This is a genomic window from Sphaerisporangium sp. NPDC049003 (assembly GCF_043197795.1).
Lineage (GTDB): Bacteria > Actinomycetota > Actinomycetes > Streptosporangiales > Streptosporangiaceae > Sphaerisporangium.
On the sequence record NZ_JBICTU010000013.1, the window covers coordinates 126,342 to 148,888 of the forward strand.

24 protein-coding genes are annotated in these 22,547 nt (G+C 70.0%); 14 read left to right on the plus strand and 10 right to left on the minus strand.

Going from position 1 to position 22,547, the window contains the following annotated elements; all coding sequences use genetic code 11:
* Positions 1 to 97: 97 nt before the first annotated feature.
* The 3 genes from ACGFIV_RS16285 to ACGFIV_RS16295 all read right to left on the minus strand — a co-directional run bounded on the left by ACGFIV_RS16285 (position 98) and on the right by ACGFIV_RS16295 (position 2,497).
* The gene (locus ACGFIV_RS16285) at positions 98 to 1,081 is read right to left on the minus strand and encodes an aldo/keto reductase (RefSeq protein WP_358551624.1); all 984 of its coding nucleotides are present in this window, start codon (positions 1,079 to 1,081) and stop codon (positions 98 to 100) included.
* Positions 1,082 to 1,232: 151 nt separating this feature from the next.
* Entirely contained in the window at positions 1,233 to 2,033 is an 801-nt protein-coding gene (locus tag ACGFIV_RS16290) for an SDR family oxidoreductase (RefSeq protein ID WP_358551622.1), read from the minus strand.
* A gap of 14 nt (positions 2,034 to 2,047) precedes the next feature.
* Positions 2,048 to 2,497: a MarR family transcriptional regulator gene (locus ACGFIV_RS16295; RefSeq protein WP_358551620.1), complete on the minus strand. Its 450-nt coding sequence runs from the start codon at positions 2,495 to 2,497 to the stop codon at positions 2,048 to 2,050.
* Positions 2,498 to 2,625: 128 nt separating this feature from the next.
* Here ACGFIV_RS16295 and ACGFIV_RS16300 point away from each other — a divergent pair, with 128 nt between their 5' ends.
* From ACGFIV_RS16300 to ACGFIV_RS16340, 9 genes are all read left to right on the plus strand, one after another.
* On the plus strand, positions 2,626 to 5,913 hold the full coding sequence (locus tag ACGFIV_RS16300; protein ID WP_392835561.1) for an efflux RND transporter permease subunit: 3,288 nt from the start codon (positions 2,626 to 2,628) through the stop codon (positions 5,911 to 5,913).
* A gap of 49 nt (positions 5,914 to 5,962) precedes the next feature.
* A complete protein-coding gene (locus tag ACGFIV_RS16305; protein WP_358551616.1) occupies positions 5,963 to 6,382 on the plus strand; it encodes a recombinase family protein in 420 nt (139 codons plus the stop codon).
* Between the two features lie 55 nt (positions 6,383 to 6,437).
* Complete coding sequence (locus tag ACGFIV_RS16310; RefSeq protein ID WP_392835565.1) at positions 6,438 to 6,926, plus strand: recombinase family protein; 489 nt, start codon at positions 6,438 to 6,440, stop codon at positions 6,924 to 6,926.
* A gap of 585 nt (positions 6,927 to 7,511) precedes the next feature.
* Positions 7,512 to 8,303, plus strand: coding sequence for an Ig domain-containing protein (locus tag ACGFIV_RS16315; RefSeq protein WP_358551612.1), 792 nt, complete (start codon positions 7,512 to 7,514; stop codon positions 8,301 to 8,303).
* A gap of 96 nt (positions 8,304 to 8,399) precedes the next feature.
* Entirely contained in the window at positions 8,400 to 8,543 is a 144-nt protein-coding gene (locus ACGFIV_RS16320; RefSeq protein ID WP_358551610.1) for a hypothetical protein, read from the plus strand.
* A gap of 473 nt (positions 8,544 to 9,016) precedes the next feature.
* The gene (locus ACGFIV_RS16325) at positions 9,017 to 9,187 is read left to right on the plus strand and encodes a hypothetical protein (protein ID WP_358551608.1); all 171 of its coding nucleotides are present in this window, start codon (positions 9,017 to 9,019) and stop codon (positions 9,185 to 9,187) included.
* Positions 9,188 to 9,374: 187 nt separating this feature from the next.
* Positions 9,375 to 9,947: a hypothetical protein gene (locus tag ACGFIV_RS16330; protein WP_358551606.1), complete on the plus strand. Its 573-nt coding sequence runs from the start codon at positions 9,375 to 9,377 to the stop codon at positions 9,945 to 9,947.
* Between the two features lie 147 nt (positions 9,948 to 10,094).
* On the plus strand, positions 10,095 to 11,525 hold the full coding sequence (purB, locus tag ACGFIV_RS16335) for an adenylosuccinate lyase (RefSeq protein ID WP_392835570.1): 1,431 nt from the start codon (positions 10,095 to 10,097) through the stop codon (positions 11,523 to 11,525).
* A 130-nt stretch (positions 11,526 to 11,655) separates the two neighbouring features.
* A complete protein-coding gene (locus ACGFIV_RS16340) occupies positions 11,656 to 12,699 on the plus strand; it encodes a DUF4037 domain-containing protein (RefSeq protein ID WP_358551602.1) in 1,044 nt (347 codons plus the stop codon).
* Positions 12,700 to 12,715: 16 nt separating this feature from the next.
* Here ACGFIV_RS16340 and ACGFIV_RS16345 read toward each other — a convergent pair whose 3' ends face one another.
* Positions 12,716 to 13,693, minus strand: coding sequence for an aldo/keto reductase (locus tag ACGFIV_RS16345; RefSeq protein ID WP_358551600.1), 978 nt, complete (start codon positions 13,691 to 13,693; stop codon positions 12,716 to 12,718).
* A gap of 32 nt (positions 13,694 to 13,725) precedes the next feature.
* Here ACGFIV_RS16345 and ACGFIV_RS16350 point away from each other — a divergent pair, with 32 nt between their 5' ends.
* Positions 13,726 to 13,851, plus strand: coding sequence for a hypothetical protein (locus tag ACGFIV_RS16350; protein ID WP_392835574.1), 126 nt, complete (start codon positions 13,726 to 13,728; stop codon positions 13,849 to 13,851).
* Here the strand turns inward: ACGFIV_RS16350 and map are convergent.
* Positions 13,838 to 14,605 (minus strand): type I methionyl aminopeptidase, encoded by a 768-nt coding sequence (gene map / locus ACGFIV_RS16355; protein ID WP_392835577.1) that lies wholly within the window; start codon positions 14,603 to 14,605, stop codon positions 13,838 to 13,840. The two genes, ACGFIV_RS16350 and map, sit on opposite strands and share 14 nt — an antisense overlap.
* Positions 14,606 to 14,661: 56 nt before the next feature.
* Here map and ACGFIV_RS16360 point away from each other — a divergent pair, with 56 nt between their 5' ends.
* Complete coding sequence (locus tag ACGFIV_RS16360; RefSeq protein ID WP_358551594.1) at positions 14,662 to 14,940, plus strand: helix-turn-helix transcriptional regulator; 279 nt, start codon at positions 14,662 to 14,664, stop codon at positions 14,938 to 14,940.
* 251 nt (positions 14,941 to 15,191) lie between these two features.
* A complete protein-coding gene (locus tag ACGFIV_RS16365; RefSeq protein ID WP_358551592.1) occupies positions 15,192 to 15,758 on the plus strand; it encodes an NUDIX domain-containing protein in 567 nt (188 codons plus the stop codon).
* Between the two features lie 158 nt (positions 15,759 to 15,916).
* On the opposite strand, the gene ACGFIV_RS16370 is transcribed toward ACGFIV_RS16365, so the two are convergent.
* From ACGFIV_RS16370 to ACGFIV_RS16385, 4 genes are all read right to left on the minus strand, one after another.
* Positions 15,917 to 16,972, minus strand: coding sequence for a DUF6183 family protein (locus ACGFIV_RS16370; RefSeq protein ID WP_358551590.1), 1,056 nt, complete (start codon positions 16,970 to 16,972; stop codon positions 15,917 to 15,919).
* A complete protein-coding gene (locus tag ACGFIV_RS16375) occupies positions 16,969 to 17,331 on the minus strand; it encodes an STAS domain-containing protein (RefSeq protein WP_358551588.1) in 363 nt (120 codons plus the stop codon). Before ACGFIV_RS16375 ends, ACGFIV_RS16370 begins: the two co-directional genes overlap by 4 nt.
* A 348-nt stretch (positions 17,332 to 17,679) precedes the next feature.
* Entirely contained in the window at positions 17,680 to 18,036 is a 357-nt protein-coding gene (locus tag ACGFIV_RS16380; RefSeq protein ID WP_392835583.1) for an ATP-binding protein, read from the minus strand.
* A gap of 290 nt (positions 18,037 to 18,326) precedes the next feature.
* Positions 18,327 to 19,487: a leucine-rich repeat domain-containing protein gene (locus tag ACGFIV_RS16385; RefSeq protein ID WP_392835587.1), complete on the minus strand. Its 1,161-nt coding sequence runs from the start codon at positions 19,485 to 19,487 to the stop codon at positions 18,327 to 18,329.
* Between the two features lie 264 nt (positions 19,488 to 19,751).
* Here ACGFIV_RS16385 and ACGFIV_RS16390 point away from each other — a divergent pair, with 264 nt between their 5' ends.
* A complete protein-coding gene (locus ACGFIV_RS16390; protein WP_392835590.1) occupies positions 19,752 to 20,120 on the plus strand; it encodes a nuclear transport factor 2 family protein in 369 nt (122 codons plus the stop codon).
* A 34-nt stretch (positions 20,121 to 20,154) separates the two neighbouring features.
* On the opposite strand, the gene ACGFIV_RS16395 is transcribed toward ACGFIV_RS16390, so the two are convergent.
* A complete protein-coding gene (locus ACGFIV_RS16395; RefSeq protein WP_392835593.1) occupies positions 20,155 to 21,303 on the minus strand; it encodes a winged helix DNA-binding domain-containing protein in 1,149 nt (382 codons plus the stop codon).
* A gap of 63 nt (positions 21,304 to 21,366) precedes the next feature.
* Between ACGFIV_RS16395 and ACGFIV_RS16400 the strand changes: the two genes are divergently transcribed.
* Positions 21,367 to 22,326, plus strand: a complete 960-nt coding sequence (locus tag ACGFIV_RS16400; protein ID WP_392835596.1) for a helix-turn-helix transcriptional regulator — start codon at positions 21,367 to 21,369, stop codon at positions 22,324 to 22,326.
* The last annotated feature ends 221 nt before the right edge of the window (positions 22,327 to 22,547 follow it).

The following is a 22,547-nucleotide window of genomic DNA, read 5'->3' on the forward strand; positions in this document are numbered from 1 at the left end:
GGGTTCCGACAAATTTCACAGGAAAGCGCGATGGCGCCGACGTTGGTGGCCCGTCGGCGCCATGCTCGCCGCGAACACGGCGGTGTGGTGTGGTCCGTCAGGACCTGATCTGCGGGACGCTGCCCGCCGCGTAGCGCTCGCCGGCGACGGCGCCCCTCGGGGCGGCCTTCTCCAGCGCCGCCAGCTCGTCCCGCGTCAGCGCGATGTCGACGGCGGCGACGTTCTGCTCCAGGTAGGTGCGGCGCTTGGTGCCGGGGATGGCCACGATGTCCTCGCCCTGGGCGAGCACCCAGGCCAGGGCCAGCTGTCCCGGGGTGACTCCCTTGGCCTCCGCCACCTCCTGGATCTGGATGACGAGCCGGTGGTTGGCGTCGAAGTTCTCCCCCTGGAAGCGGGGATTGGAGGCGCGGAAGTCGCCGGCGTCGAACTGGTCGGTGCTGGTGATCGTGCCGGTGAGGAACCCGCGGCCGAGCGGGCTGTAGGCGACGAGCCCGATGCCGAGCTCCCGGAAGGTGGCGAGGATCTGGTCCTCGGGGTCGCGGGTGAACAGGGAGTACTCGTACTGGCCCGCCGTGATCGGGTGGACCGCGTGGGCGCGGCGCACGAGGTCGGGCGAGGCCTCGGAGATGCCGAGGTGGCGCACCTTGCCCGCGGCGACCAACTCGGCGAGCGCGCCCCAGGTCTCCTCGACCGGGACCGAGGGGTCCACGCGGTGCTGGTAGTAAAGGTCGATGTGGTCGACGCCCAGCCGCTCCAGGGAGGCGTCGCACGCCCGGCGGAGGTAGTCGGGCCGGCCGTTGACGCCGACGCGGGCGCCGTCCTCGGCGCGCTGGATGCCGAACTTCGTGGCCAGCACGACCTCGTCCCTGCGCCCGGCGATCGCCTTTCCGACGAGCCGCTCGTTGGTGAACGGCCCGTACATGTCGGCGGTGTCGAGGAAGGTGACCCCGAGGTCGAGGGCCTTGTGGAGGGTCGCCGTCGACTCGGTCTCGTCGCCCTGACCGTAGAACTCGCTCATGCCCATGCATCCGAGGCCGAGGGAGGAGACGGTCAGGCCCCGGCCGAGGGTTCGCTGCTTCATACGTGGTTCTCCTCGATGCTCTCGCGGTAGATCTCGATCTTGCTGTCGATGAGCGTCGTGCATGCCCTCCAGTCTCGGCGTTGGAGGGCACTCCAGGTCAAATGGACCACGATGACTTACTTTGTAAAGGCGGCGCCGGTTGGGCCGGGGTCTAGTGGACGGAGAAGCCGCCGTCGACGCAGATCGTCTGGCCGGTGATGTAGGCCGCCGCGTCACCGGCCAGCAGGACGGCGGCGCCGGTGAAGTCGGCGGGCAGGCCGTTACGCCCGGTCATCGATCGGGCCGCCAGGGCCTCGACGCGGCCGGGGATGGACTGTGCCGGTTCGGTGAGCGGGGTGAGCACGAACCCCGGCACGACCGTGTTGCTGCTCACCCCGTGCCGGGACCACGCCTCGGCCTGTGAGCGGGTGAGGCCGGTGATCGCGGCCTTGCTGACGCCGTACGCGCCGCTGTCGCCGAACGCGCTGATCGACTGTTGCGAGCCGACGTTGATGATGCGACCCCAGCCGCGCGCGGCCATGCGGGGCCCGAAGTGCTGGCCGAGCAGGTACGGGGCGGTGACGTTGACCCGCATCGTGACGTCGTAGTCGTCGGGGGTGAGCTCGCCCATGGGGAGGCGGATGTTGTTGGCGGCGACGTTCACGAGGATGTCGATCTCGCCGAAGAACGTGCCAGCCTCGTCGCACACGCGCTGGACGGCCGCGGCGTCGCCGAGGTCGGCGCTGATGGTCGCGGTGCGCACCCCGTGGCCGCGCAGGCGGGCGGCGGCGTCGGCCAGCTCGCGCTCCCTGCGGGCGACGATGACCAGGGCGGCCCCGGCGCGGCCGATGCCCTCGGCCATGGCGTACCCGATGCCGGAGCTGCCGCCGGTGACCAGGGCGGTGCGGCCGGACAGCGAGAACAACCCCTTCAGGTAGCCGTCCGGGTCCGGCGCGTCATGCTCGGAGACCATGGGGTGTGAAGTTATCACCACGTGCCGTAGAGCTCGGCGGCTGCCGTGCTCAGCTTGCGCATGACCTCGTCGAGCTGCCGGAGGGTGCCGAGGTCGAGGCCGTCGAGCAGGCGGCGGTAGCCGGTGAGGCCCGCGTCGGCGAGCTCCTCGGTCATGCGCCGCCCCGCGTCGGACAGCTCCACCCTGCGGATGCGGCGGTCGCTCGGATCCTCGCGGCGCGTCACCAGGCCCTGGGCGACGAGACGGTCGACGATGCCGGTGACGGTGCCGAGGCCGGTGCCGAGGGTGTGGGCGAGCTCCTGGCCGGAGACCGAGCCGCGGCTGGCGAGGATCAAAGCGACCTTGAGCTGCTGCATGGTCAGGTTGACGGCGAGCAGCGGCATGGAGCGATCGTGGGCGAAGACCCGCCCGAGGGCGTGCTGCGACTCGACGATCCGAGCGACCAGCTCTTCTCTCTCGTCCACTTCCACCTTCCACCCGGGCTTGATCAGGTTACCAGGAGTTCACGGTCCAGCTAAATATTCGTGCAATACGAAGTGTTAGCATTGCCCAAAACTCCCACGTTTCGCAAAATCCCGGAAGGTCCACGTCTATGACCGCATTGGCAAGGCTGAGCCTCGCCAGCCGCAGTCTCGTCATAATGATCGCGGTTGTGATCAGCGCGTTCGGTGCCTTCGCGATCCCCTCGCTGAAGCAACAGCTGCTGCCCTCGCTGTCGTTCCCCGGGGCCTTCGTGGTGGCGCCCTACGCCGGCGCCTCCCCCGACATCGTCGAGGAGCAGGTCGCCAAGCCGATCGAGAGCAGCCTCCAGGGCATCGCCGGAGTCACCGAGATCACCTCGACGTCCCGGGAGGGCTCGGCCCAGATCCAGGTGTCGTTCGAGTACGGCACCGACGTCGAGGCCGCGGTCGGCAAGCTGCAGCAGGCGGTCGCCCGGCTCGGCGCCCAGCTTCCGAGCGGGGTGGAGCCCATGGTCGTGGCGGGCAACACCGACGACATCCCGGTGATGGTGCTGGCGGTGAGCGACGGCGGCGACCAGCGGGCCATGCTCGACAAGCTGGAGCGCATCGCCGTCCCCGACCTGCAGGGCGTCACCGGTGTACGCGAGGTCGCGGTGACCGGGGCGAGCAAGCAGACGGTCGTCATCACGCCGAACCTCCTGAAGATGGCCTTCCTCGGGCTGTCGCCGGCGTCGATCCCCGAGGTCCTGCGGGCCAACGGCACGCCGATCCCGGCGGGCACCCTCACCGAGGGCGGCAGGGCGCTGACCGTGCAGATCGGGCGGCGGATCTCCTCGATCGACGACCTGAAGAACCTGTACCTGACGCCGCAGGCTCCCGCCGCGCAGCCCCAGACGACATCGCGCGCCCAGGGGCAGCAACCCGGACAGGGTCAGCAGGCAGGTCAGGGCCAGTCGGCCGGGCAGGGCCGGGCGGCGGCGGGCGCGGCGCGGACCGCGCAGGCGGCCCCGGCCGCCCCCAAGCCGGTCAAGCTGGGAGACGTCGCGACGATCGAGGAGAAGCCCGCCGACGCGACGACGGTCACCCGCACCGACGGCAAGGCGAGCCTCGGCATGTCGATCACGATGACGCCCGACGGCAACGCTGTGCAGATCTCCCACGACGTGAACGACAAGCTGGCCGAGCTGACGCGGGCGCTCGGCGACGCCTCCGAGATCACGGTGGTGTTCGACCAGGCCCCGTACGTCGAGCGTTCGATCGAGGACCTGTCCACCGAGGGCCTGCTCGGCCTGGTGTTCGCGGTGATCGTCATCCTGCTGTTCCTGCTGTCGCTGCGCTCGACCATCGTGACGGCGGTGTCGATCCCTCTGTCGGTGGTGATCGCGCTGATCGCGCTGTGGGTGGGGGACTACTCGCTGAACCTGCTCACGCTGGGCGCGCTGACGATCGCGATCGGCCGGGTGGTGGACGACTCGATCGTGGTGCTGGAGAACATCAAGCGGCACCTCGCGTACGGCGAGGAGAAGCGCCAGGCGGTGCTGACGGCCGTGCGCGAGGTGAGCGGCGCCGTGACGGCGTCCACGCTCACCACGGTCGCGGTGTTCCTGCCGATCGCGTTCGTGGGCGGCATGATCGGCCAGCTGTTCGCGCCGTTCGCCATCACGGTCACGGTGGCGCTGCTCGCGTCGCTGCTGGTCGCGCTGACGGTGATCCCGGTGCTGGCCTACTGGTTCCTGAGGGCGCCGCGGCTCTCCGAGGGGGAGGCGCGGGCCGTACGGGAGCGGGCGGAGGCCAAGGAGCTGCGCAGTCCTCTTCAGCGCATGTACCTCCCTGTGCTGAGGTTCGCGACGCGGCGGCGGTTCGTGACGCTGCTGGCCGGGTTCCTGATCTTCGTGGGGACGCTGGCGCTGGCGCCCGGGCTGAAGACGAGCTTCATCGACTCCTCGGGCAACGACACGATCTCGGTGACGCAGAAGATGCCGGCCGGCACCGATCTGGCGACCACCGACGCGGCGGCCAAGAAGGTGGAGGAAGTGCTCTCCGTCATCGGGGAGATCGCGTCGTACCAGGTCAACGTGGGTACGGGCGGCACGTTCTCGGGTGGCGTCGGGGGTTCGCCCGACAGAGCGACGTTCTCGGTCACGGTGGCGGAGGGCGTGGACACCCCGGTGCTGGAGCAGACGCTGCGCGACCGGCTGGCCGCGCTGCGGGACGTGGGCGAGGTGACCGTCGGCGGCCAGGCCGGTGGCGGGTTCGGCTCCGACCGGGCCGAGGTGATCCTTCAGGGTCCTGACCAGTCATCGCTGCAGTCGGGTTCCGACACGGTGCTCGCGGCGATGAAGCGGATCGAGGGGCTGCGCGACGTGAGCTCCAACCTGGAGGCGAGCGCGCCGCGCATCGAGGTCAGGGTCGACAGGGAGAAGGCGGCGGCCAAGGGCCTGACCGAGGCGGGGATCGGACAGGCCGTCGCGCAGGCATTCCGGGGCGCACCGATCGGCCAGATCACGCTGGACGGCCGGCCGAACGACATCATCCTCAGGGCCGGCGGCGACGCCCCCGAAGACCTGGCGGCGGTACGGGCGCTGAAGCTGCCGGCCGCCTCCGGGCTGGTGAAGCTGTCGAGCGTCGCGGAGGTGCGGCAGGTCGCCGGTCCGACGCAGATCACGCGCAAGGACGGCGCCCGCACGGCGTCGGTGTCGGCGGCGGCGACGGCCAGCGACCTGGGCAGCGTGACCGCGAAGATCACCGAAAGGATGAAGTCGCTGACGCTGCCCGCCGGGGTGACGTACACCATCGGCGGGGTGAGCGCCGACCAGAGTGAGGCGTTCTCGCAGCTGGGCCTGGCCATGCTGGCGGCTATCGCGATCGTGTTCATGATCATGGTGGCGACGTTCCGCAGCTTCGTGCAGCCGCTGATCCTGCTGGTGTCGATCCCGTTCGCGGCGACCGGCGCGATCGGGCTGCTGCGGCTGACCGACACGCCGCTGGGCGTCCCGGCGCTGATCGGCATGCTGATGCTGATCGGCATCGTGGTGACCAACGCCATCGTGCTGATCGACCTGATCAACCAGTACCGCGAGCAGGGCATGAGCGTGGTGGACGCGGTGGTGGAGGGCGGCCGGCGCAGGTTGCGGCCGATCCTGATGACCGCGATCGCGACGATCTGCGCGCTGACGCCGATGGCGATCGGGCTGACCGGGTCGGGAGGGTTCATCTCGCAGCCACTGGCGATCGTGGTGATCGGAGGCCTGGTGTCCTCGACGTTGCTGACGCTGGTGCTGGTGCCCACCCTTGTGGTCAGTACGACTCTGATCCGTGATCGTCTCACCAGGCGGCGGCCTCCTTCCGGCGATCGGGTACATCCGGGTGCCGGAGATGAAGGACGGCGAAGGGAAGATCTCACCGTTTATCCGGCGTGACGCCATCCAGGCGATGGCGGCGGGCATGGCCAACGCGTACCGATGGTGAGTGGCCGACGGCGGACGGATCATCGAGCTGGATGTCACGGGCCGGAACTTCAACCGTGACATCCAGTTCGCCATCGACGCCATCGAGAACCGCCTGGCCCACGCGATCATCGTGTTTAACTTCTCCCGGTTCGGTCGCGATCGTGAGGGCAACCCCGTCCACGTGGCCCGGATCGAGCGGGCAGGCGGAGAACTCTTGTCGGCCACGGAGGATGTGGATGCCCGGACGTCATCGGGAAGACTCGCCCGTGGCATCCACTTCGAGTTCGCCGCCTACTACTCCGACCTGGTAGGGGAGGCGTGGGGCGACGCCTACCGGAACCGTGTAGCGCGTGGCCTGCCACCCTTTTGGGGAGTACCTCGGGTATGTGCGACGCGGGCGCATGCCACATCCGCTCTTCCCAACTCGGACGTTGCGTGACCCCTCGGATAGCGAGGAACGGTATGAACCGGACATCGCTTCGGGGAAAGCCCAGATGCTCGCCATTCTCTATGAACTCTGGGTGGTCGATCAGAACTTCACTGCCCTGGCCAAGAGACTCAATCGGCACGGTTTCACCACCGAGGGTGGTCTGCCCTGGAGCGGTGAGACGGTCCGCCAACTCATGGACCAGGGTTTCGCGGCTGGCCTGATCCGAGTCCATGATCACAATTGTGATTGCCGGAACGCCCCCCGATGTCAGCGGAAGATCTTGCTGCCTGCGGCGCATAAGCCTTTGATCAGCAGCGATCTGTGGGATCGGTTCTCACGGTTGAGGGCCGGGAAGGTGACGCGTCCCGCTCGGTCTCTGCATCAGTTCACGGGGTTCATCAGGTGCTGGCACTGCTGCGGCGGAATGCACTTCAAGACGGGAACCGCCGCGTTTATCTGTGGTTCCCGTTCCCGGCATGATGAGGTGGTGTGCGGTTCTCGGCATCGTGCGTTGCTCGCGGCGAGCAGTCCGGGGGAGGCCAGGGCGATGTAGCGTGAGCGGCTTGGGCAGGTGGGGTCGTGAAGGCTGCTGGATCACCGCCGAAAGATCGAGTGTGGGGGAGCGGAGATGACGTGTTCGCGCGTCTCAGTCGCACGGTAAGCGCTTGTCGGAGTGCATCCGATGTCTCCGGACGCGTCGGACGTTTGGCCACGAGAACAAACGAGCCAGAGTGGTTGGCACTGCGGCCCTTACTTAACGTCCGAAGAGTTCTACAGTTCGAGTTCACGCGTGCCGGCGTCGCAGCCGCTGGCGGCGGGGACTGGTGGACTTATGCGATCATGACCGCACCCGACTGGGCCGCGTTGGCGAGCGTGATCAAGACTTTCCTGACCCGCCGCAGCCCACTGCTAACTGCCACTCCCCCCCAGCATCAGCAACTCGCCAACCGCCCTTCCGTCGCAGCCGTATCCCTCACAAGAAATGGCCACTGACGACCGATATCAACTGGCCCCGGCGGGTTGATATTTTGATGGGGTACGTTCGTCCGAAGGCTCGGCCGTTGCCGACTCCGGCGTCTCCATGCGAGCATAAATTATGTATGTCAAACTCTTGCGTCGCAGCAGATCCCGATTACTGATGACCGTGGCAGCGGTTGCCATGGTCATCGCGTCTCTGGGCTTCGCCAAACCGGTGTCCGCCGCGGTTCCCGACGGCCACAACTCCCTGGGCTTCGCCAAACCGGTGTCCGCCGCGGTTCCCGACGGCCACGTCTGTTGGTGGATCCGGCCGGACAACCCACCGTACAAGCTTGACGCCAAGACCGTCCACTACGGCGTAAGTGTCCAGTGCGACGGTCCAGTGCGTAGCGTCGACTTCACCGTGGAGTTGCTCTACCACGGGCTGGTCGGCGGCCCCGGCCAAACAGTGAACGGCCGTACAGAGGTTTTCCGGGACATGCCCGCAAACATAATCCTGTTCGGTCTTGGCGTCATCAACCCGGGCACCGTCTGCGAGTCGGGCTACTACTCGGGTCGCGCGACCGCCACAGTCCACTACCTTTCGGGGACTCCGGAGTACATCACCAGAGAGACAGGGTCTCAGCCGGTATCGCTGAGCTGCCCGCCACCGGATATTCCTATTCCCACACCCTCGCCGAGTCCGACGGTCGCCAACCCGGGCGCCCAGAGCAACCTCAAGCTGGACGCCGTGGCGCTGCAGATGCAGGCCACCGGCGGGAGCGGGTCGTACACCTGGTCGGCGACCGGCTTGCCTCCTGGACTGGCCATCGACCCCTCAAGCGGCTGGATCATCGGCACACTCAGCAACATAGGAAGCTACACCGTCACGGTCACGGCCAACGGAGGCGGACAGGGAAGTACCACCTTCACCTGGAGCGTCAGAAAAGAATCGTCCTGCCAGCGCTGCTGATCAACTGCCCTACGGGAAAGCTCTGGCAGAAAGGAGACGCCGCGCATCGTCTGCGGTCCCGGGCCAGTCCTCTTCTCCAACCCCGCTCGCTGAGGGTTGGAGAAGAGCAACACCGCAGCCGAGGACGGCCGCACGGCCCGGTTCGTCGCGCTCGGCAACCACATCCGCTTGGTTGGTGAGCTGCCCGCCCTCGTACTGGCCGCGCTCGCCCTGGCGTCCTCCTCACGCCCGTGGGGGTGAGCCGGATTTCGGCTTAAACCGGGGGCTGGGCGGCGCTTCTCGAGGAGAAGCCGTGATCGGCGGAGGCGATGTTCTGGGCCTGGTGTGGGTAGCGGGTGTCGTCGTCCAGGCGCCGCGCATCTTGAAGCGGTGGTCGCTTCTCACTACCTGAGACCCGGTCAGCCTGTGCGAGGGGTGCCGCGACGAGCGCAGGCGTGTCATGCACGATGCCGACGATTTCGAGATCGTCGTCGCGCTTGGTGGGCCAGTGATGGTGATGGTGGAGGCTTTCGGCTGGTACCTCAAGCCGTTCCTACCTGCTATCCGTAGGTCTGCCGGGCGGGAGCCGTACCTGCCGGCGGCCTCCTTCCGGCGATCGGGTACATCCGGGTGCCGGAGATGAAGGACGGCGAAGGGAAGATCTCACCGTTTATCCGGCGTGACGCCATCCAGGCGAAGGCGGCGGGGCATGGCCACCACATAGCGGATGGTGAGTGGCCGACGGCGGACGGATCATCGAACTGGATGTCACGGGCCGGAACTTCAACCGTGACATCCAGTTCGCCATCGACGCCATCGAGAACCGCCTGGCGTTCGCGATCATCATGATCGAGCTATTGACAGGCCGCCTGACCGAGATCACAGTGTGCGTTTATAGGTGCTAATCGGCACCTGTGAAGGTGGTTCGGCAGCGTGGCCGCATGAATGGCCGGACCGGATTTCCTCCGTGGTGAGCCCGAGGTCAGGTGGAGGAAGAGATTGGCCGGGATTCGAGGCGAGGCACGCAATCGGTGGCGACCTGGAATCGCCGGGAGGTTCAGCGGACGGCGCAGGCGGCTCACCGCGTTCGCGGTGCTCACCGTTCTAATCCCCGGGCTGGCAGTGGCGGTCACGCCTGGTGTGGCGTACGCCGTCCCCGATTTCGGTCCGGTGATTTCCTGCCCTAATGACCCCAACATCGTGTGGCGTTGGATACTCATCGGCCGCACCCCGTATTACGAGGGGTACCGATACAATTCGGTTTCCGTGGTTCCGGCGTTCAACGTGAGCGACGCCCGTGTCGTCGACAACACCCTCGATACGCCGATCAACGCGACATTCACTTCATCGCAGTCTCGGACGTGGCGGGTCACCATTACGGCCACAGTGGGTACGACCTCCGAGCTGACCAAATCCCTTCAGGCCAGTGTCAGCACGCAGATCGTGCAGGAACGGACCACCGCCATCGGTGTGAACGCCAGCCTCGTCGTCGCCCCGCACAGCCGGGTGACCGGCCAGTACGGAGTGCAGGCGTACGACGTTGTCTATGACGTCCAGACGGTGCGGACGTCGAACAGTCACGCGAAGTGCTGGGACCAGGGCACCCAGCGGGGCACCACCAACGCTCCGACCATCACCGAAGGCTGGCGCTTCATCGCGGGCTGACAGGACTCGGGGGTACCGAGATCGTCGCCCTCCTCAGTACACAGTCACCGAACCGTTGTGCGGATGAGGGCGGTACCGCCCGGGCAGGCGATGAGGCGGTGGGCCGGTCGCCGCCGCCGGGGGCCGGGCCCCATAGACTGAGGCAACGTGACCGCCAAGCCGCGTATCCCCAATGTCCTCGCCGCCCGTTACGCCTCGCCGGAGCTGGCCCATGTGTGGTCGCCCGAGCACAAGGTGCTGGCCGAGCGGCGGTTGTGGCTGGCCGTGCTGAGAGCACAGGCCGAGTTGGGCGTCGAGGTGCCGCCCGGGGTCGTCGACGACTACGAGGCCGTGGCCGCGAAGGTCGACCTGGGCTCCATCGCCGAGCGCGAGCGCCTGACCCGCCACGACGTGAAGGCCCGCATCGAGGAGTTCAACGACCTCGCCGGGCACGAGCACGTGCACAAGGGCATGACCTCGCGCGACCTCACCGAGAACGTCGAGCAGCTGCAGATCCGCGACAGCCTCGTCCTGGTCAGGGACCGCTGCGTGGCGCTGCTCGCCCGGCTGGCCGACCTCGCGGCGGGGAACGCCGAGGTGGTGATGGCCGGCCGCTCGCACAACGTGGCCGCGCAGGCGACGACCCTCGGCAAGCGGTTCGCCACGGCGGCCGACGAGATGCTGGTGGGGTTCGCCCGGCTGGAGGAGCTCATCGCCCGCTACCCGCTGCGTGGCGTCAAGGGCCCGGTGGGCACCGCCCAGGACATGCTCGATCTGCTCGGCGGCGACCAGGCCAAGCTGGCGGCGCTGGAGGAGCGGGTGGCGCGGCACCTGGGATTCTCGACGGGCTTCACCAGCGTCGGCCAGGTGTATCCCCGGTCCCTGGACTACGAGGTGCTGACGACGCTGGTGCAGCTGGCGGCGGCGCCGTCCAGCCTGGCCAAGACCATCCGGCTGATGGCCGGGCACGAGCTGGTCACCGAGGGCTTCAAGGAGGGCCAGGTCGGGTCCAGCGCGATGCCGCACAAGATGAACACCCGGTCCTGTGAGCGGGTGAACGGCCTGACGGTGGTGCTGCGGGGCTACGCCTCGATGGCGGGCGAGCTGGCGGGCGACCAGTGGAACGAGGGCGACGTGTCGTGCTCGGTGGTGCGCAGGGTGGCGCTTCCCGACGCGTTCTTCGCGTTCGACGGGCTCGTGGAGACGATGCTGACGGTGCTGTCGGAGTTCGGCGCGTTCCCCGCCGTGATCGCGGCCGAGCTCGACCGTTACCTGCCGTTCCTGGCCACGACCAAGATGCTCATGGCGGCGGTACGGGCCGGGGTGGGCAGGGAGACCGCGCACGAGCTGATCAAGGAGCACGCCGTGTCCTCCGCTTTGGCGATGCGCGAGAGCGGCGCGCCGAACCTGCTGCTGGAGCGCCTGGCGTCGGACGAGCGGTTCCCCCTCGACCGGGCGGCCCTGGACGCGTTGCTGGCCGACCCGGCGCCGTTCACCGGTGCCGCGGCCGCACAGGTCGCCGAGGTCGTGTCGCGGGTGGGCGCCGTGGCCGCCCGTCACCCGCAGGCCGCCGCCTACCGTCCGGGCGCCATCCTGTGATCCGGGCGCACCGAGGCCGGTGACGTCGCCGCCGCCATCTCATGATGGTGGGGGCGGCGCGGGGCACGGCCACCGGGGGCTCGGAAAACCAGGTGAAGCTTGGGACTTCGGCATGCACAGTTATTGAGTGATGTCCGATTTCCTTCCTGGCTTCGTTCCCGGCCGAGAGTTGTCGCGTGCGTTCTACGCGGAGGTGGTCCAGCCGCTCATCGGTGAGGTGCCTCACGGCGCCGCGCTGATCGGCCCCGGTTCGGAGGTGCTCGCCTTCGACACCGAACGCTCCACCGACCACGACTGGGGCCCGCGGGTCCTGGTGTTCGTGGAGCCCTCCGTGGTGGCCGGGCTCTCGGCGCGGCTGGACGCCGGGCTGCCCGAGCGGTTCGGGGGGTATCCCACGGCGTTCGGGTCCGACCGGAACCCGGTGAGGCACGGCGTCCTTGTCACCGGGTTCGGGTCGTGGGCGCGCGCACGGCTGGGGTTCGACCCGCGCGGCGAGATCACCACGACCGACTGGCTGGGGGTGTCCTGGCAGCGCCTGGCCGAGGTGACCAGCGGCGAGGTCTTCCACGACGGGCTCGGCGAGCTGGGCAGGGCACGGGCGAACCTGCGCTGGTATCCCGGCGAGCTCTGGAGGTACGTGCTGGCGTGCCAGTGGCGGCGCGTCGCCCAGATCGAGAGCTTCCCCGGCCGCTGCGGTGAGGTGGGGGACGACCTCGGATCGGTGGTGGTCACCGCCCGCCTCGTCGAGGACCTGATGCGGCTGTGCCTGCTCATGCGCCGCCGCTACCCCCCGTACGCCAAGTGGCTGGGCAGCGCGTTCGCCCGAATGTCCGGGTCGGCCGAGCTGGGGGAGATGTTCGCGGCGGCGCTGTCCGCGCGTGGCTGGCGCGAACGTGAGGAGCACCTGGGCCGCGCCTACGAGCGGGTGGCCGCGCTGCACAACCGCCTGGCGCTCACCGAGCCGCTGGAGCCCTCCGTACGGCCGTACTTCGACCGGCCGTTCCGGGTGATCGGCGCGAGCCGGTTCGCCGACGCGCTGCTGGGCACGGTCGGCCCGTCGGTGCGGTCGCTGGCACCGACGGGATCGGTGGACCAGTTCTGCGACAGCACCGACGTGCTCGGCGACTCCACCCGATCCCTCGCACTCACCCGGGCCGCCCACGCGCCGGCGTGAGCCCCGCCGCCGGGGGTTACCAGCGGTGGTGGACCTGGGGGCGGATCAGCTCGTCGTACACCCCGGCGACGGACGCCCGGGTCGCGTCGTCCAGCGGGGGCAGGTCCGCCGCGGCGGCGTTGCCCCTGGCCTGCCGCTCGTTGCGGGCGCCGGGGATCACCACGCTCACCCCGGGCTGGTCGATGATCCAGCGCAGCGCGAACTGGGCGGTCGTCATGCCCTCGGGCACCAGCGGCCTGAGCCGGTCGACGGCCCGCAGGCCGGTGGCGTAGTCGACCCCCGAGAACGTCTCGCCGACGTCGAAGGCCTCGCCGTGGCGGTTGTACGCCCGGTGGTCGTCGTCGGCGAACCGGGTGTGCTCGTCGTAACGGCCCGACAGCAACCCGCTGGCCAGCGGCACCCGCGCGATGATGCCGACCCCGGCCTCGATCGCCGCGGGAAGGACGCGCTCCAGCGGCTTGAGGCGGAAGGCGTTGAGGATGATCTGCACGGTGGCGACGTTCGGCCGCGCGATCGCGGTCAGGGCCTCCTCGCACGTCTCCACGCTCACCCCGTAGGCGGCGATCCTGCCCTCCTCCACCAGCGTGTCGAGGGCGTCGTACACGGCGGGGTCTGAGTACACGGCCGTCGGCGGGCAGTGCAGCTGCACCAGGTCGATGGTGTCGACGCCGAGGTTCTGGCGCGACCGGTCGTTCCAGGCGCGGAAGTTGGGAAGGGTGTAGGCCGAGGGCTCCTGCGGCACGCGGCGGCCCATCTTGGTGGCCACGGTCAGGCCCGGCCGCTCCTTGAGCAACCGGCCGACGATCTGCTCGCTGCGGCCGTCGCCGTACACGTCGGCCGTGTCGATGAACGTCACCCCGGCGTCGGCGGCGGCGTTCAGCGTCGCCAGCGCCTCGTCCTCGCCGACCTCGCCCCAGTCGGCGCCCAGTTGCCACGCGCCGAGGCCGACGACCCCGACCTGCCTGCCCGTTCTGCCCAGTTCACGGTTCTCCACAACCCCGATCGTAAGGGCCGTACCGGGAACGCGTGCCCGCTTCTCCGACCGAGGCGCTGGGCGGGGTCAGGAAGAGCCTGGAGGCCGGCCCCGAGCCCGCGCGCGGTGTCGTGGACGGCGGGCCCGGGAGCGGCCGCGGCGGGATCACGGCAGGGTGAGGACGCGGGGGCCTTCGTCGGTGATCGCCACGGTGTGCTCGGCGTGTGCGGCGCGGCTGCCGTCGACGGTGCGCAACGCCCACCCGTCGGGCGCTGTCCAATAGCGGTCGTCGCCTCCCGCCATGAACATCGGCTCGATCGCCAGCACCATGCCGTGCCGCAGCGCCATCCCCCGTCCGGGCCTGCCCCGGTTGGGGACGTGCGGGTCCTCGTGCATGTGCCGTCCGATGCCGTGGCCGCCGAAGTCGACGGGGATGCCGCACCCGACGGCCTTGCCGATCGTGGCGACGGCGTGCCCGATGTCGCCGATCCGCCCGCCGGGGACCGCCGCCTCGATCCCGGCGCGCAGTGCTCGCTCGGTGGCCTCGATCAGGCGGGTGTCCTGCGGGCGGGCGGGGCCGACGGTGAAGCTGATCGCCGAGTCGCCGGTCCAGCCGTCCAGCCGTGCTCCGCAGTCGATGCTGACGAGGTCGCCGTCGCGCAGCCGGTAGCCGTCGGGGATGCCGTGGACGATCACGTCGTTGACGGACGCGCAGATCACCCCGGGGAACGGCGTGGGCGCGAAGGACGGCTTGTAGTTGAGGAACGGCGCGGTCGCCCCGGCCTCGAAGATCACGGTCCGGGCGATCTCGTCCAGTTCGGTGAGGGTCACCCCGGCGACCGCGCGCTCGCGTACGGCCGCGAGCGCTCGGCCCACCACCCGCCCCGCCTCGCGCATCGCCTGCAGCTCGGCGTCGGTCTTGATCTCCACCATCTCGCTCTGACCTCCAATTTAAATACCGGTATTAGTATCACGCTACTATAGATCGCATGGTGCGCATCCCCTTGACCGGGCCCGAACGCCGGCGCGGTGAGCTGCTCGGCTCCCTCATCCGCCAGGCGCGTGGCGACCGGAGCATGGCCGAGGTCGCGACGGCGGCGGGGATCTCCGCCGAGACCCTGCGGAAGATCGAGACGGGCCGGATCCCGACGCCCGCGTTCTTCACCGTCTCCGCCCTGGCCGAGGCGCTCGGCATCTCCCTCGACACCTTGGCCGCCGTCTGCGCCGAGCACACGACCCGGTACGGTCCGGGCAGGCTGGCCGGGTAGGCGGCCGAGCGGGCCGTCGGGCGGCCAGGTCGGCGTACGGGCGTGCGGGCCGGCTGGCTCGGCGTAACGGGTGGCCGGCCAGGTTGGCGTACGGGCGGCCGGGTGGGCGCGCCGGGGCCGCCTTAATCGTTTGCGAGGGGCTCGCCGCGTGTGCGAGCCTCTGCGGGGTCCTCACGCGGTCCGGTCCGTACGTACGCGGGCACGCGGCGGTGTGTCGTGGAAAGGGTGAGCCTGTGACCTCGGGGAGTGGCATGGCGACGGCGAACGATCTCGGCACACCCGGCCCGCTGGTCGCGTCACTGTCCCGGCACCGGCCCCTGACCCCGGCGGAGGCCGCCGACCTCGAACGGACCCTCGCGCTGCCTGCCGCCGGTGACCCGTGGCATCGTTCGACGGCCCTGCACGTCACCGCCTCGGCGCTGATCGTCCATCCGCCGACGCGCCGGGTGTTGCTGCGCTGGCACGCGCGCCAGCGGGCGTGGCTCCAGGTCGGCGGGCACGGCGACCCGGGTGAGTGCGACCCCCTGGCCATCGCGCTCCGCGAGGGCAGGGAGGAGACCGGCCTGGAGGACCTCGCGCCCTGGCCCGGCGCGGGGATCGTCCACGTGGTCATCGTCCCGGTGCCGGCGGCCCCGCACGAGCCCGCGCACGAGCACGCCGACCTGCGGTTCGTCCTCACGACGGGCACACCAGATGCGGTCAGGCCGGAGAACCCGTCGGCGCTCCTGCGGTGGCTGTCCATCGAGGAGGCCCGCGCCACGACGTCGGAGGAGAACGTACGCGAGACGCTGTCACGGGTGGGCCGCCTGCTCGGCTGAGCCTCCGCCCCACGAGGCTCCAGACCCGGCCGACTCTCCGCGGTGGACACCAGGTTCGGACCCGTCGAACCGGCGATCCCCGCATACGCGAGGCCGCCGGTTCCGCACCGCCTCGGTGGCCGCGCACATCCACGATCACCGAGCGTGGAATCGATCTTCTAGTCGGTGTCGTGGGAGATCAGCAGGCTCAGCACGTTTCCGCGCGGGCTGAGCGCGCCGATCGCGAGCCCCTGGTACACCCAGTACGGCTGCCGCCTGGTGGTCCCGAACGCCATCCATCGCCACCGGGCGGCAAGCTCGTTGACGCGGTGGACCGACGACCCGGCGGCGGCGCGCACGAGGCCCGCGACCGACTGCCAGGCCCGCAGCCTGCCGTACCCGGCGCGGAGCCCTCGGTTCCAGCTGGCGTCGCAGTAGGCCTTGGTGAAGAGCTCGTCCACCACCCCGTCAAGGCTGACCCGCACGCCGGTCAGCGCGGTATGGGCGCGGAAGGTGCCTGAGAGGAAGGTGTTCACCCCCAGGGGCAGCAGTTCCTGGAGGTCGAAACACCGGGGTAGCTCGATGATCCTCGCCTCCTCCCCCGGCGAGCTCCAGTGCTCCAGCGCGGCGGTGATGTTCCGCTCGTCCTCGCGGGTGCTCACGACCCGGCCCGCAGACCCTCCGCTCTCGGCCCAGGCGTCCCACAGCGGGGTGGGGCGCTCCCCGTCTCCCCTGGCCGCAGGGCCTTCCGGATCGGCAGGGCCCGGGAGGAGCCGCGTGATCTCCGGGTGCTCGGGGGCGGGGAGCCCGCGGTAAGGCGCCGAGCCGGGATCGAGGCAGGTCCTGTTCATCCAGCGCTCTGCCCGGGTGCGTTTCAGGGGCAGGTCGGCCAGAGGATGGCCCAGCTCCCGCAGGGCCGCCGCGCACCGCGCCGCCGCGGGCACCCGGGTCAGGTTGACGCGGCGTACCACCAGTTCCTGCGTCAGGCAGGCGATCAGCTCCGCCCACGCGTCCGGCTCGGCGGGCACGTGCTCCAGCAGGGGAAGCAGGTGGTGGACCTGCCGCCGCTCCGCCAGCAGCGCGGCCAGGTCACGGATCTGTCCGCGCTGCCGGTCGACGCCGTATTGGTCGCCGCCGTACTGCCCGCGCACCAGCTCGGCCAGCGCGCCGGGGTCGCCCGGGACGCGCGACAGGGCCGGATCGTGCAGTCCGCTCGTGATCTCGTGCGAGGTCATGCCGTGACGGCGGCCCGGGCCTGCTCGGCCGTGGCATAGGTGGGGAAGGCGCGGGCCAGCCCGGTGAGCCGGAAGATCCTCTCGATGCGCGGGTTGAGGCCGGCCAGCGAGACGGTCCCCTCGCGGGCGGTCATGGCCCGGCGGGCGCCGAGGAAGACGCTGATTCCCGTCGAGTCGCAGAAGGCCAGGCCGGTGACGTCGATCACCAGATGGCGGCAGCGCTCGGCGTAGGCGTCCTCCAGAGCCCGTTGCAGGTGGGGGGCGCTGCCGTGATCCAGTTCTCCGGTGAGCACCAGGGTGCGCACCTCGGAGGGGCCGGAGTCGCCGGTCCCGGTGTCGATGTGCACGGTGAAGTTCATAGGTGGCCTATTCACGAGGCGGTCGCGGGTCTGGTGGGGGATGGCGGGCGCACGACACCGCGCACCGCCGCGTCACCGCTCAGACCCGGGCCGATTCCCGGCAGCGGATGTTCCAGTCGGTGACGATATGCGAAGCGCGTGCCTGCCCACTCATGGTCGATCTCGTGCGAGTGACCACGCCCGGAGGCCATGGGGATTTCGAGGGGGTCCCACGTCGCCTGCTCCCGCGTCCGGTCGCGCACGAAGGCCATGGGGGATTCGACGCGGCGCCATGGTGCCGCGTCCCGCGGTGCCCCTGCCACGTGGTCGAGGCACTTCACCGATGCGCTCCTTGGTCATCGGCGCGGCTCAGTCGTACGCGGGGACGTCGCCGAGCGCCTGCCGCAACAGCACCGCCGACCCCTGCGCGTCCCTGGTGATCTTGACTTCGTCACAGAGCTGCCGCATGAGCCACAGGCCACGGCCGCGTAAGGTCGCCACGCCCGGATTGCCCGCGTCGGCGTGCGCGGGGACCAGGTGCCCGAGGCAGTCGCGCACCTCCACCGTGACGAACCGCTCGTCGTGCCAGGCCTGGACGTCTCCCTCGCCGTCGGCGTGGTCGAGCACGTTCGCGGCGGCCTCGTTCACTGCCAGCACCAGATCTTGCAGGCGGACACCGGACAGCCCGGCATCCCCGGCATAGTTCCGCACCAGCCCCCGCAACACACTCAGATCATCGGTGATCGGCCAGTACGCGGAAACACGCCCACTGCCATCCACCGGCACCCTCCCACGCCGCTCGTCGTCCACCCTGGCAAGACTCGCCACCGCGATGACCATAACGCCTACGGGGCATTGCTCACGCCCCGGCCACCCCATACAACCTCATCCATTGCACGAGAGTGCCCTTCACCCGGCCCCCGCGCGGGCCCACGGAGGTCCACAACGGGTCCCACCGGTATACGGCAGAAACGGGCCGAAGCTGGGCATAGGTGGCCAGGTGAGGCCGGTGGAATTCACCAACCCCAACGCTCCTCATAGAAGGCACTCAGTAAGGTCCTGGTGCCATCGCTGAGGGCGGGAAGGTCGCCCAACCACGCAGGCAGATCAACCAGCGGGTTTTCGCGCACACCGAGCTCGGTGAGCGCGGTGAGGTTCCCCAGCCACTCGGGCACAAAGGTCAACTGGTTACAGCCCAGGTAGAGGTCGGTGAGGGAGGTGAGGTTGCCCAGTGATTCAGGCAGGGCGGTCAGCCGGTTCTTCCACAGGGCGAGCTTGGTGAGCTCGGTGAGGTTGCCCATCGACTCAGGCAGAACGGCCAACCGGTTACCGTTCAGGGAGAGCTCGGTGAGGGCGGTGAGGTTGCCCAGTGACTCAGGCAGGGCGGTCAGCCGGTTATCGTTCAGGGAGAGCTCGGTGAGGGCGGTGAGGTTGCCCACTGACTCAGGCAGAACGGCCAACCGATTACCGTCCAGGGAGAGCTCGGTGAGCTCGGTGAGGTTCCCCACTGACTCAGGCAGGGCGGTCAGCCGGTTCTTCCACAGGGTGAGCGTGGTGAGGTTGACGAGGTTGCCCACGGACTCGGGCAGAGCGGTCAGCCGGTTGTCGCTCAGGTAGAGCTCGGTGAGGTTGACGAGGTTCCCCAGACACTCGGGCAGAACGGCCAACCGGTTGCCATGCAGGGAGAGCTCGGTGAGGGCGGTGAGGTTGCCCACTGACTCAGGCAGAGCGGTCAGCCGGTTGTCGCCCAGGGCGAGCTCGGTGAGGGTGGTGAGGTTCCCCAGTGACTCGGGCAGAACGGTCAACCGGTTGCCATGCAGGGAGAGCTTGGTGAGCTCGGTGAGGTTGCCCAGTGACTCAGGCACGGCGGTCAGCCGGTTCTTCCACAGGGTTAGCGTGGTGAGGTTGACGAGGTTGCCCACCGACTCGGGCAGGACGGTCAACTGGTTGTCACTCGCGTAGAGGCCGGTGAGCGCGGTGAGGTTCTCCAGCCACTCGGGCAGAGCGGTCAGCCGGTTGTCGTGGAGGAAGAGAATGGTCAGGTGGGTGAGGTCGCCGAGCGATTCCGGCACCGTGTCCAGGCCGAGTCCGGACAGGTCCAGTGTGGTCGATCCCTCTCTCCGGCACCTGTCGATCCGCTCGTCAACGGTCATCGGGTCGTTCCCGGTCTCCGTCAAGATCTCTCTCCTTGTCGTCGCTCGGATGCCTGCCCGGTCGCTTCGGGCGCGAGGGCCGGGAATGAGGCTATGGATCTTCGCTGGGAACCCACTTGTGGATCGCTGAGTCGACTCCGGCCAGGCGCTCGCCGAGTGGCCCCGTTACCTGGGGCGTAATCGATTTCCGCGTCCGGTGCCGCCATCGTTGAGGCATGGGGCGGTTCGCCCCGGTCCATCCCACCGATGACGCCGGTCCGTTCCGGCGATTTCCGCAGGAGTACGACGATGAGCGACGTCAACGAGCTTGTGAACCAGTACATCGCGACCTGGAACGAGACCGACCCGGCCGCGCGCCGCGCGGCCGTGGACCGGCTGTGGGCCGAGGGCGGCACCTACGTCGACCCGCTGGCGGCGGCGGAGGGGCGTCAGGAGATCGACGCCACGATCGCGGCCGTTCAGAACCAGTTCCCGGGGTTCGTGTTCCGCCCGGGAGGGCTGGTCGACGCCCACCACAACCTGGTCCGCTTCACCTGGCAGCTGGCCCCGGCCGCCGGCGCCGAGTCGCTCGTGGACGGCTTCGACGTGGCGGTGCTCACCGAGGACGGCCACCTGCGCGACGTCCACGGGTTCCTCGACAAGGTGCCCACCCCCTGAACCTCCCGCCTCACCCCCCGCGCGACAGGGCTGGTCAGGGGGCGGGCTGTAGCCGGACGTCGTGGGACTCGGCGCCGGGGGCGGCGAACCGCAGCAGGCGGGCGCCCTCCCCGGTCACCGCCGCGGCGTCCGGACCGGACAGGGGGCCGTAGGGGCGGATGGTCAGCACGGCCGCGCCCCGCTGACCGGTGATCTTCCAGTCGCCCCGGGTGAAGCCGTCGACCAACACCAGCCGCGGTACGGGACCGTGCGGGCCGTACGCCTGCCGGTGGTAGTCCTCGGTGATCACCCGGCCACGGTCGGCGTGCGACAGCAGCAGGTTGTCGAAGTCGTAGAGGAACCTCGGCGGCGCGGGGGTGTCCGGGTCGGGGCGAGGGGCGTCCGGCAGGTCGAAGAGCTCCCGTCCCTGGTCGTCGCGGAAGGTGAGCAGCTCAGGCCGGAGCGGCTCGACCACCTCACGCAGCCGGGTCAGCCCGGACCACGTCTGGATGTCCATCACCGTCGCGGGCCCGTACGCGGCCAGATAGCGAAGGACCATGCGGCGCGGCGACGGCTCCGCGGTGACGCTCGCACCGAGCCACGACTCGGCGGTGGTGTGGGCGATCGGGCCGCCGCGCCCCCACACCCCGCGCGGCGGCACCTGCACCAGCGGCACCCAGGCACGCATGGCCTGCGCGAGCGAGCCCGGGGCGCGGCCGGGCCACCGCTCGGCGAGCAGCCTCCCGAGCGCCCCGAACGTCAGCGGGCGTTCCTCGACCAGCGCCCGGCCCGCCGCGGCCAGCTCCTCCCGGTCGACTCCGGCCAGATCCCTGCCGAAGTTCGCGTTCAGGCCGCGCTCCATGACCGGCTGGACGACCGGCCGGAGCTCCAGGCAGTCGGCCGCGCTGACCAGGTGGATCGTCGAGCGCATGAGCGGGATGCGCACCAGGCCCCGGCCGGTGAGCAGGTCGGCCGCGTGCTCGGGACGGAACCCGGCGAGGCGGGTCCACAGGCCGGTGTACCAGGTGTGCGGCGTCTGGGCCTGCATGCCGGCCAGGTGCTCGACGGCCTCGGTCACCGACCTGGCCGAGCGGCTGAGCAGCATCTGCCGCTCCAGCGTCGCGCGGTTGAGCGCCCTGCGGCTGAGCGCCGGGGCCGGGGACGAGGTCGTCACGGGGCGGCGCCGGGTCTGGGTGTCTGCCATGCCCTCGACACTAGATACCCATTAGGACGAGGAGCTTCCTAATGGGCTGGCAGGATGCCGGTCATGCTGGAAACCTCGGCGCGGCTGCTCCGCCTGCTGTCACTGCTGCAGACCCCCCGCGACTGGACCGGGTCCGAGCTGTCAGAACGGCTCGGCGTGAGCACCCGCACGGTGCGCAACGACGTCGAGCGGCTGCGCGGCCTCGGCTACCCGGTGAACGCCACCCGTGGCTCGGTGGGCGGCTACCGGCTCGGCGCGGGGTCGGCGCTGCCGCCGCTGCTGCTGGACGACGAGGAGGCCGTCGCGGTCACCGTGGGGCTGCGCACCGTGGCGAGCGGCGCGATCGCGGGAATCGAGGAGACCTCCCTGCGCGCCCTGGCCAAACTGGAGCAGGTGCTGCCCTCACGACTGCGCCGCCGGGTCAACGCCCTGCAGGCCTACACGGTGAGGGTCCCGGCCGACCGTACCGGGCCCACGGTGGATCCCTCGGTGCTGACCCTGCTCACGGCGGCCTGCCGCGACCACGAGCGGCTGCGTTTCGATTATCGCGACCACGGCGGCACGGCCACCCTGCGCGTGGTCGAGCCCTGCCGCGTGGTGAACTGGGGGCGCCGCTGGTACCTCGTCGCGTGGGACACCGGCCGCGACGACTGGCGGTCGTTCCGGGTCGACCGGATGGAACCGCGCACGCCCACCGGCCCCCGCTTCGCCCCGCGCGAGCCGCCCGGCGGCGACGTCGCGGCGTACGTGTCGCGGCGGGTCTCGGCGGCGGCGTGGCGCCACAGGGCCAGGGTCCTCGTGCGGGCTCCGGCCGAGGTGGTCGCGGCGCGGATCAACCCCGCCGTCGGGACGGTGGAAGCGGTCGACGAGGACACGTGCGTGCTGGACACCGGGGCCGACACCGTGGAGACACTTGCGGTCCACCTTGGGATGCTCGGCTGCGACTTCACCGTCACCGATCCGCCCGAGCTGGTCGCCCACCTGCGCGAACTCTCGGCGCGATACGCCCGCGCCACGGAGTGACCCCGCCAGAACCGTACGGCCGGCGGGGTCACGGGGACGTGGCCTCCGTCGTCCCTGGCCGCGGCGCCGGCCGATGAGGACGCCGAGGCCGTCCAGGACGCGCTGGAGGCCGAGCTCGTAGGCGTGGCCGGGGCTGTAGGCCGCGTTGTGCGCCTGGCCCGCCGCCGCGCCGACCCGGGTGGCCGTGGGCCGCCGCACCTGGGCTGGGTTCGTGGTGAGGG

What these genes read in the sequence shown, in the direction of transcription:
- ACGFIV_RS16285 (WP_358551624.1), bottom strand. Translation starts at nt 1,081, where the DNA reads ATGAAGCAGCGAACCCTCGGCCGGGGCCTGACCGTCTCCTCCCTCGGC.
- ACGFIV_RS16290 (WP_358551622.1), bottom strand. Translation starts at nt 2,033, where the DNA reads ATGGTCTCCGAGCATGACGCGCCGGACCCGGACGGCTACCTGAAGGGG.
- ACGFIV_RS16300 (WP_392835561.1), top strand. Translation starts at nt 2,626, where the DNA reads ATGACCGCATTGGCAAGGCTGAGCCTCGCCAGCCGCAGTCTCGTCATA.
- ACGFIV_RS16310 (WP_392835565.1), top strand. Translation starts at nt 6,438, where the DNA reads ATGCTCGCCATTCTCTATGAACTCTGGGTGGTCGATCAGAACTTCACT.
- ACGFIV_RS16315 (WP_358551612.1), top strand. Translation starts at nt 7,512, where the DNA reads ATGACCGTGGCAGCGGTTGCCATGGTCATCGCGTCTCTGGGCTTCGCC.
- ACGFIV_RS16340 (WP_358551602.1), top strand. Translation starts at nt 11,656, where the DNA reads ATGTCCGATTTCCTTCCTGGCTTCGTTCCCGGCCGAGAGTTGTCGCGT.
- map (WP_392835577.1), bottom strand. Translation starts at nt 14,605, where the DNA reads ATGGTGGAGATCAAGACCGACGCCGAGCTGCAGGCGATGCGCGAGGCG.
- ACGFIV_RS16360 (WP_358551594.1), top strand. Translation starts at nt 14,662, where the DNA reads ATGGTGCGCATCCCCTTGACCGGGCCCGAACGCCGGCGCGGTGAGCTG.
- ACGFIV_RS16365 (WP_358551592.1), top strand. Translation starts at nt 15,192, where the DNA reads ATGGCGACGGCGAACGATCTCGGCACACCCGGCCCGCTGGTCGCGTCA.
- ACGFIV_RS16370 (WP_358551590.1), bottom strand. Translation starts at nt 16,972, where the DNA reads ATGACCTCGCACGAGATCACGAGCGGACTGCACGATCCGGCCCTGTCG.
- ACGFIV_RS16375 (WP_358551588.1), bottom strand. Translation starts at nt 17,331, where the DNA reads ATGAACTTCACCGTGCACATCGACACCGGGACCGGCGACTCCGGCCCC.
- ACGFIV_RS16390 (WP_392835590.1), top strand. Translation starts at nt 19,752, where the DNA reads ATGAGCGACGTCAACGAGCTTGTGAACCAGTACATCGCGACCTGGAAC.
- ACGFIV_RS16395 (WP_392835593.1), bottom strand. Translation starts at nt 21,303, where the DNA reads ATGGCAGACACCCAGACCCGGCGCCGCCCCGTGACGACCTCGTCCCCG.
- ACGFIV_RS16400 (WP_392835596.1), top strand. Translation starts at nt 21,367, where the DNA reads ATGCTGGAAACCTCGGCGCGGCTGCTCCGCCTGCTGTCACTGCTGCAG.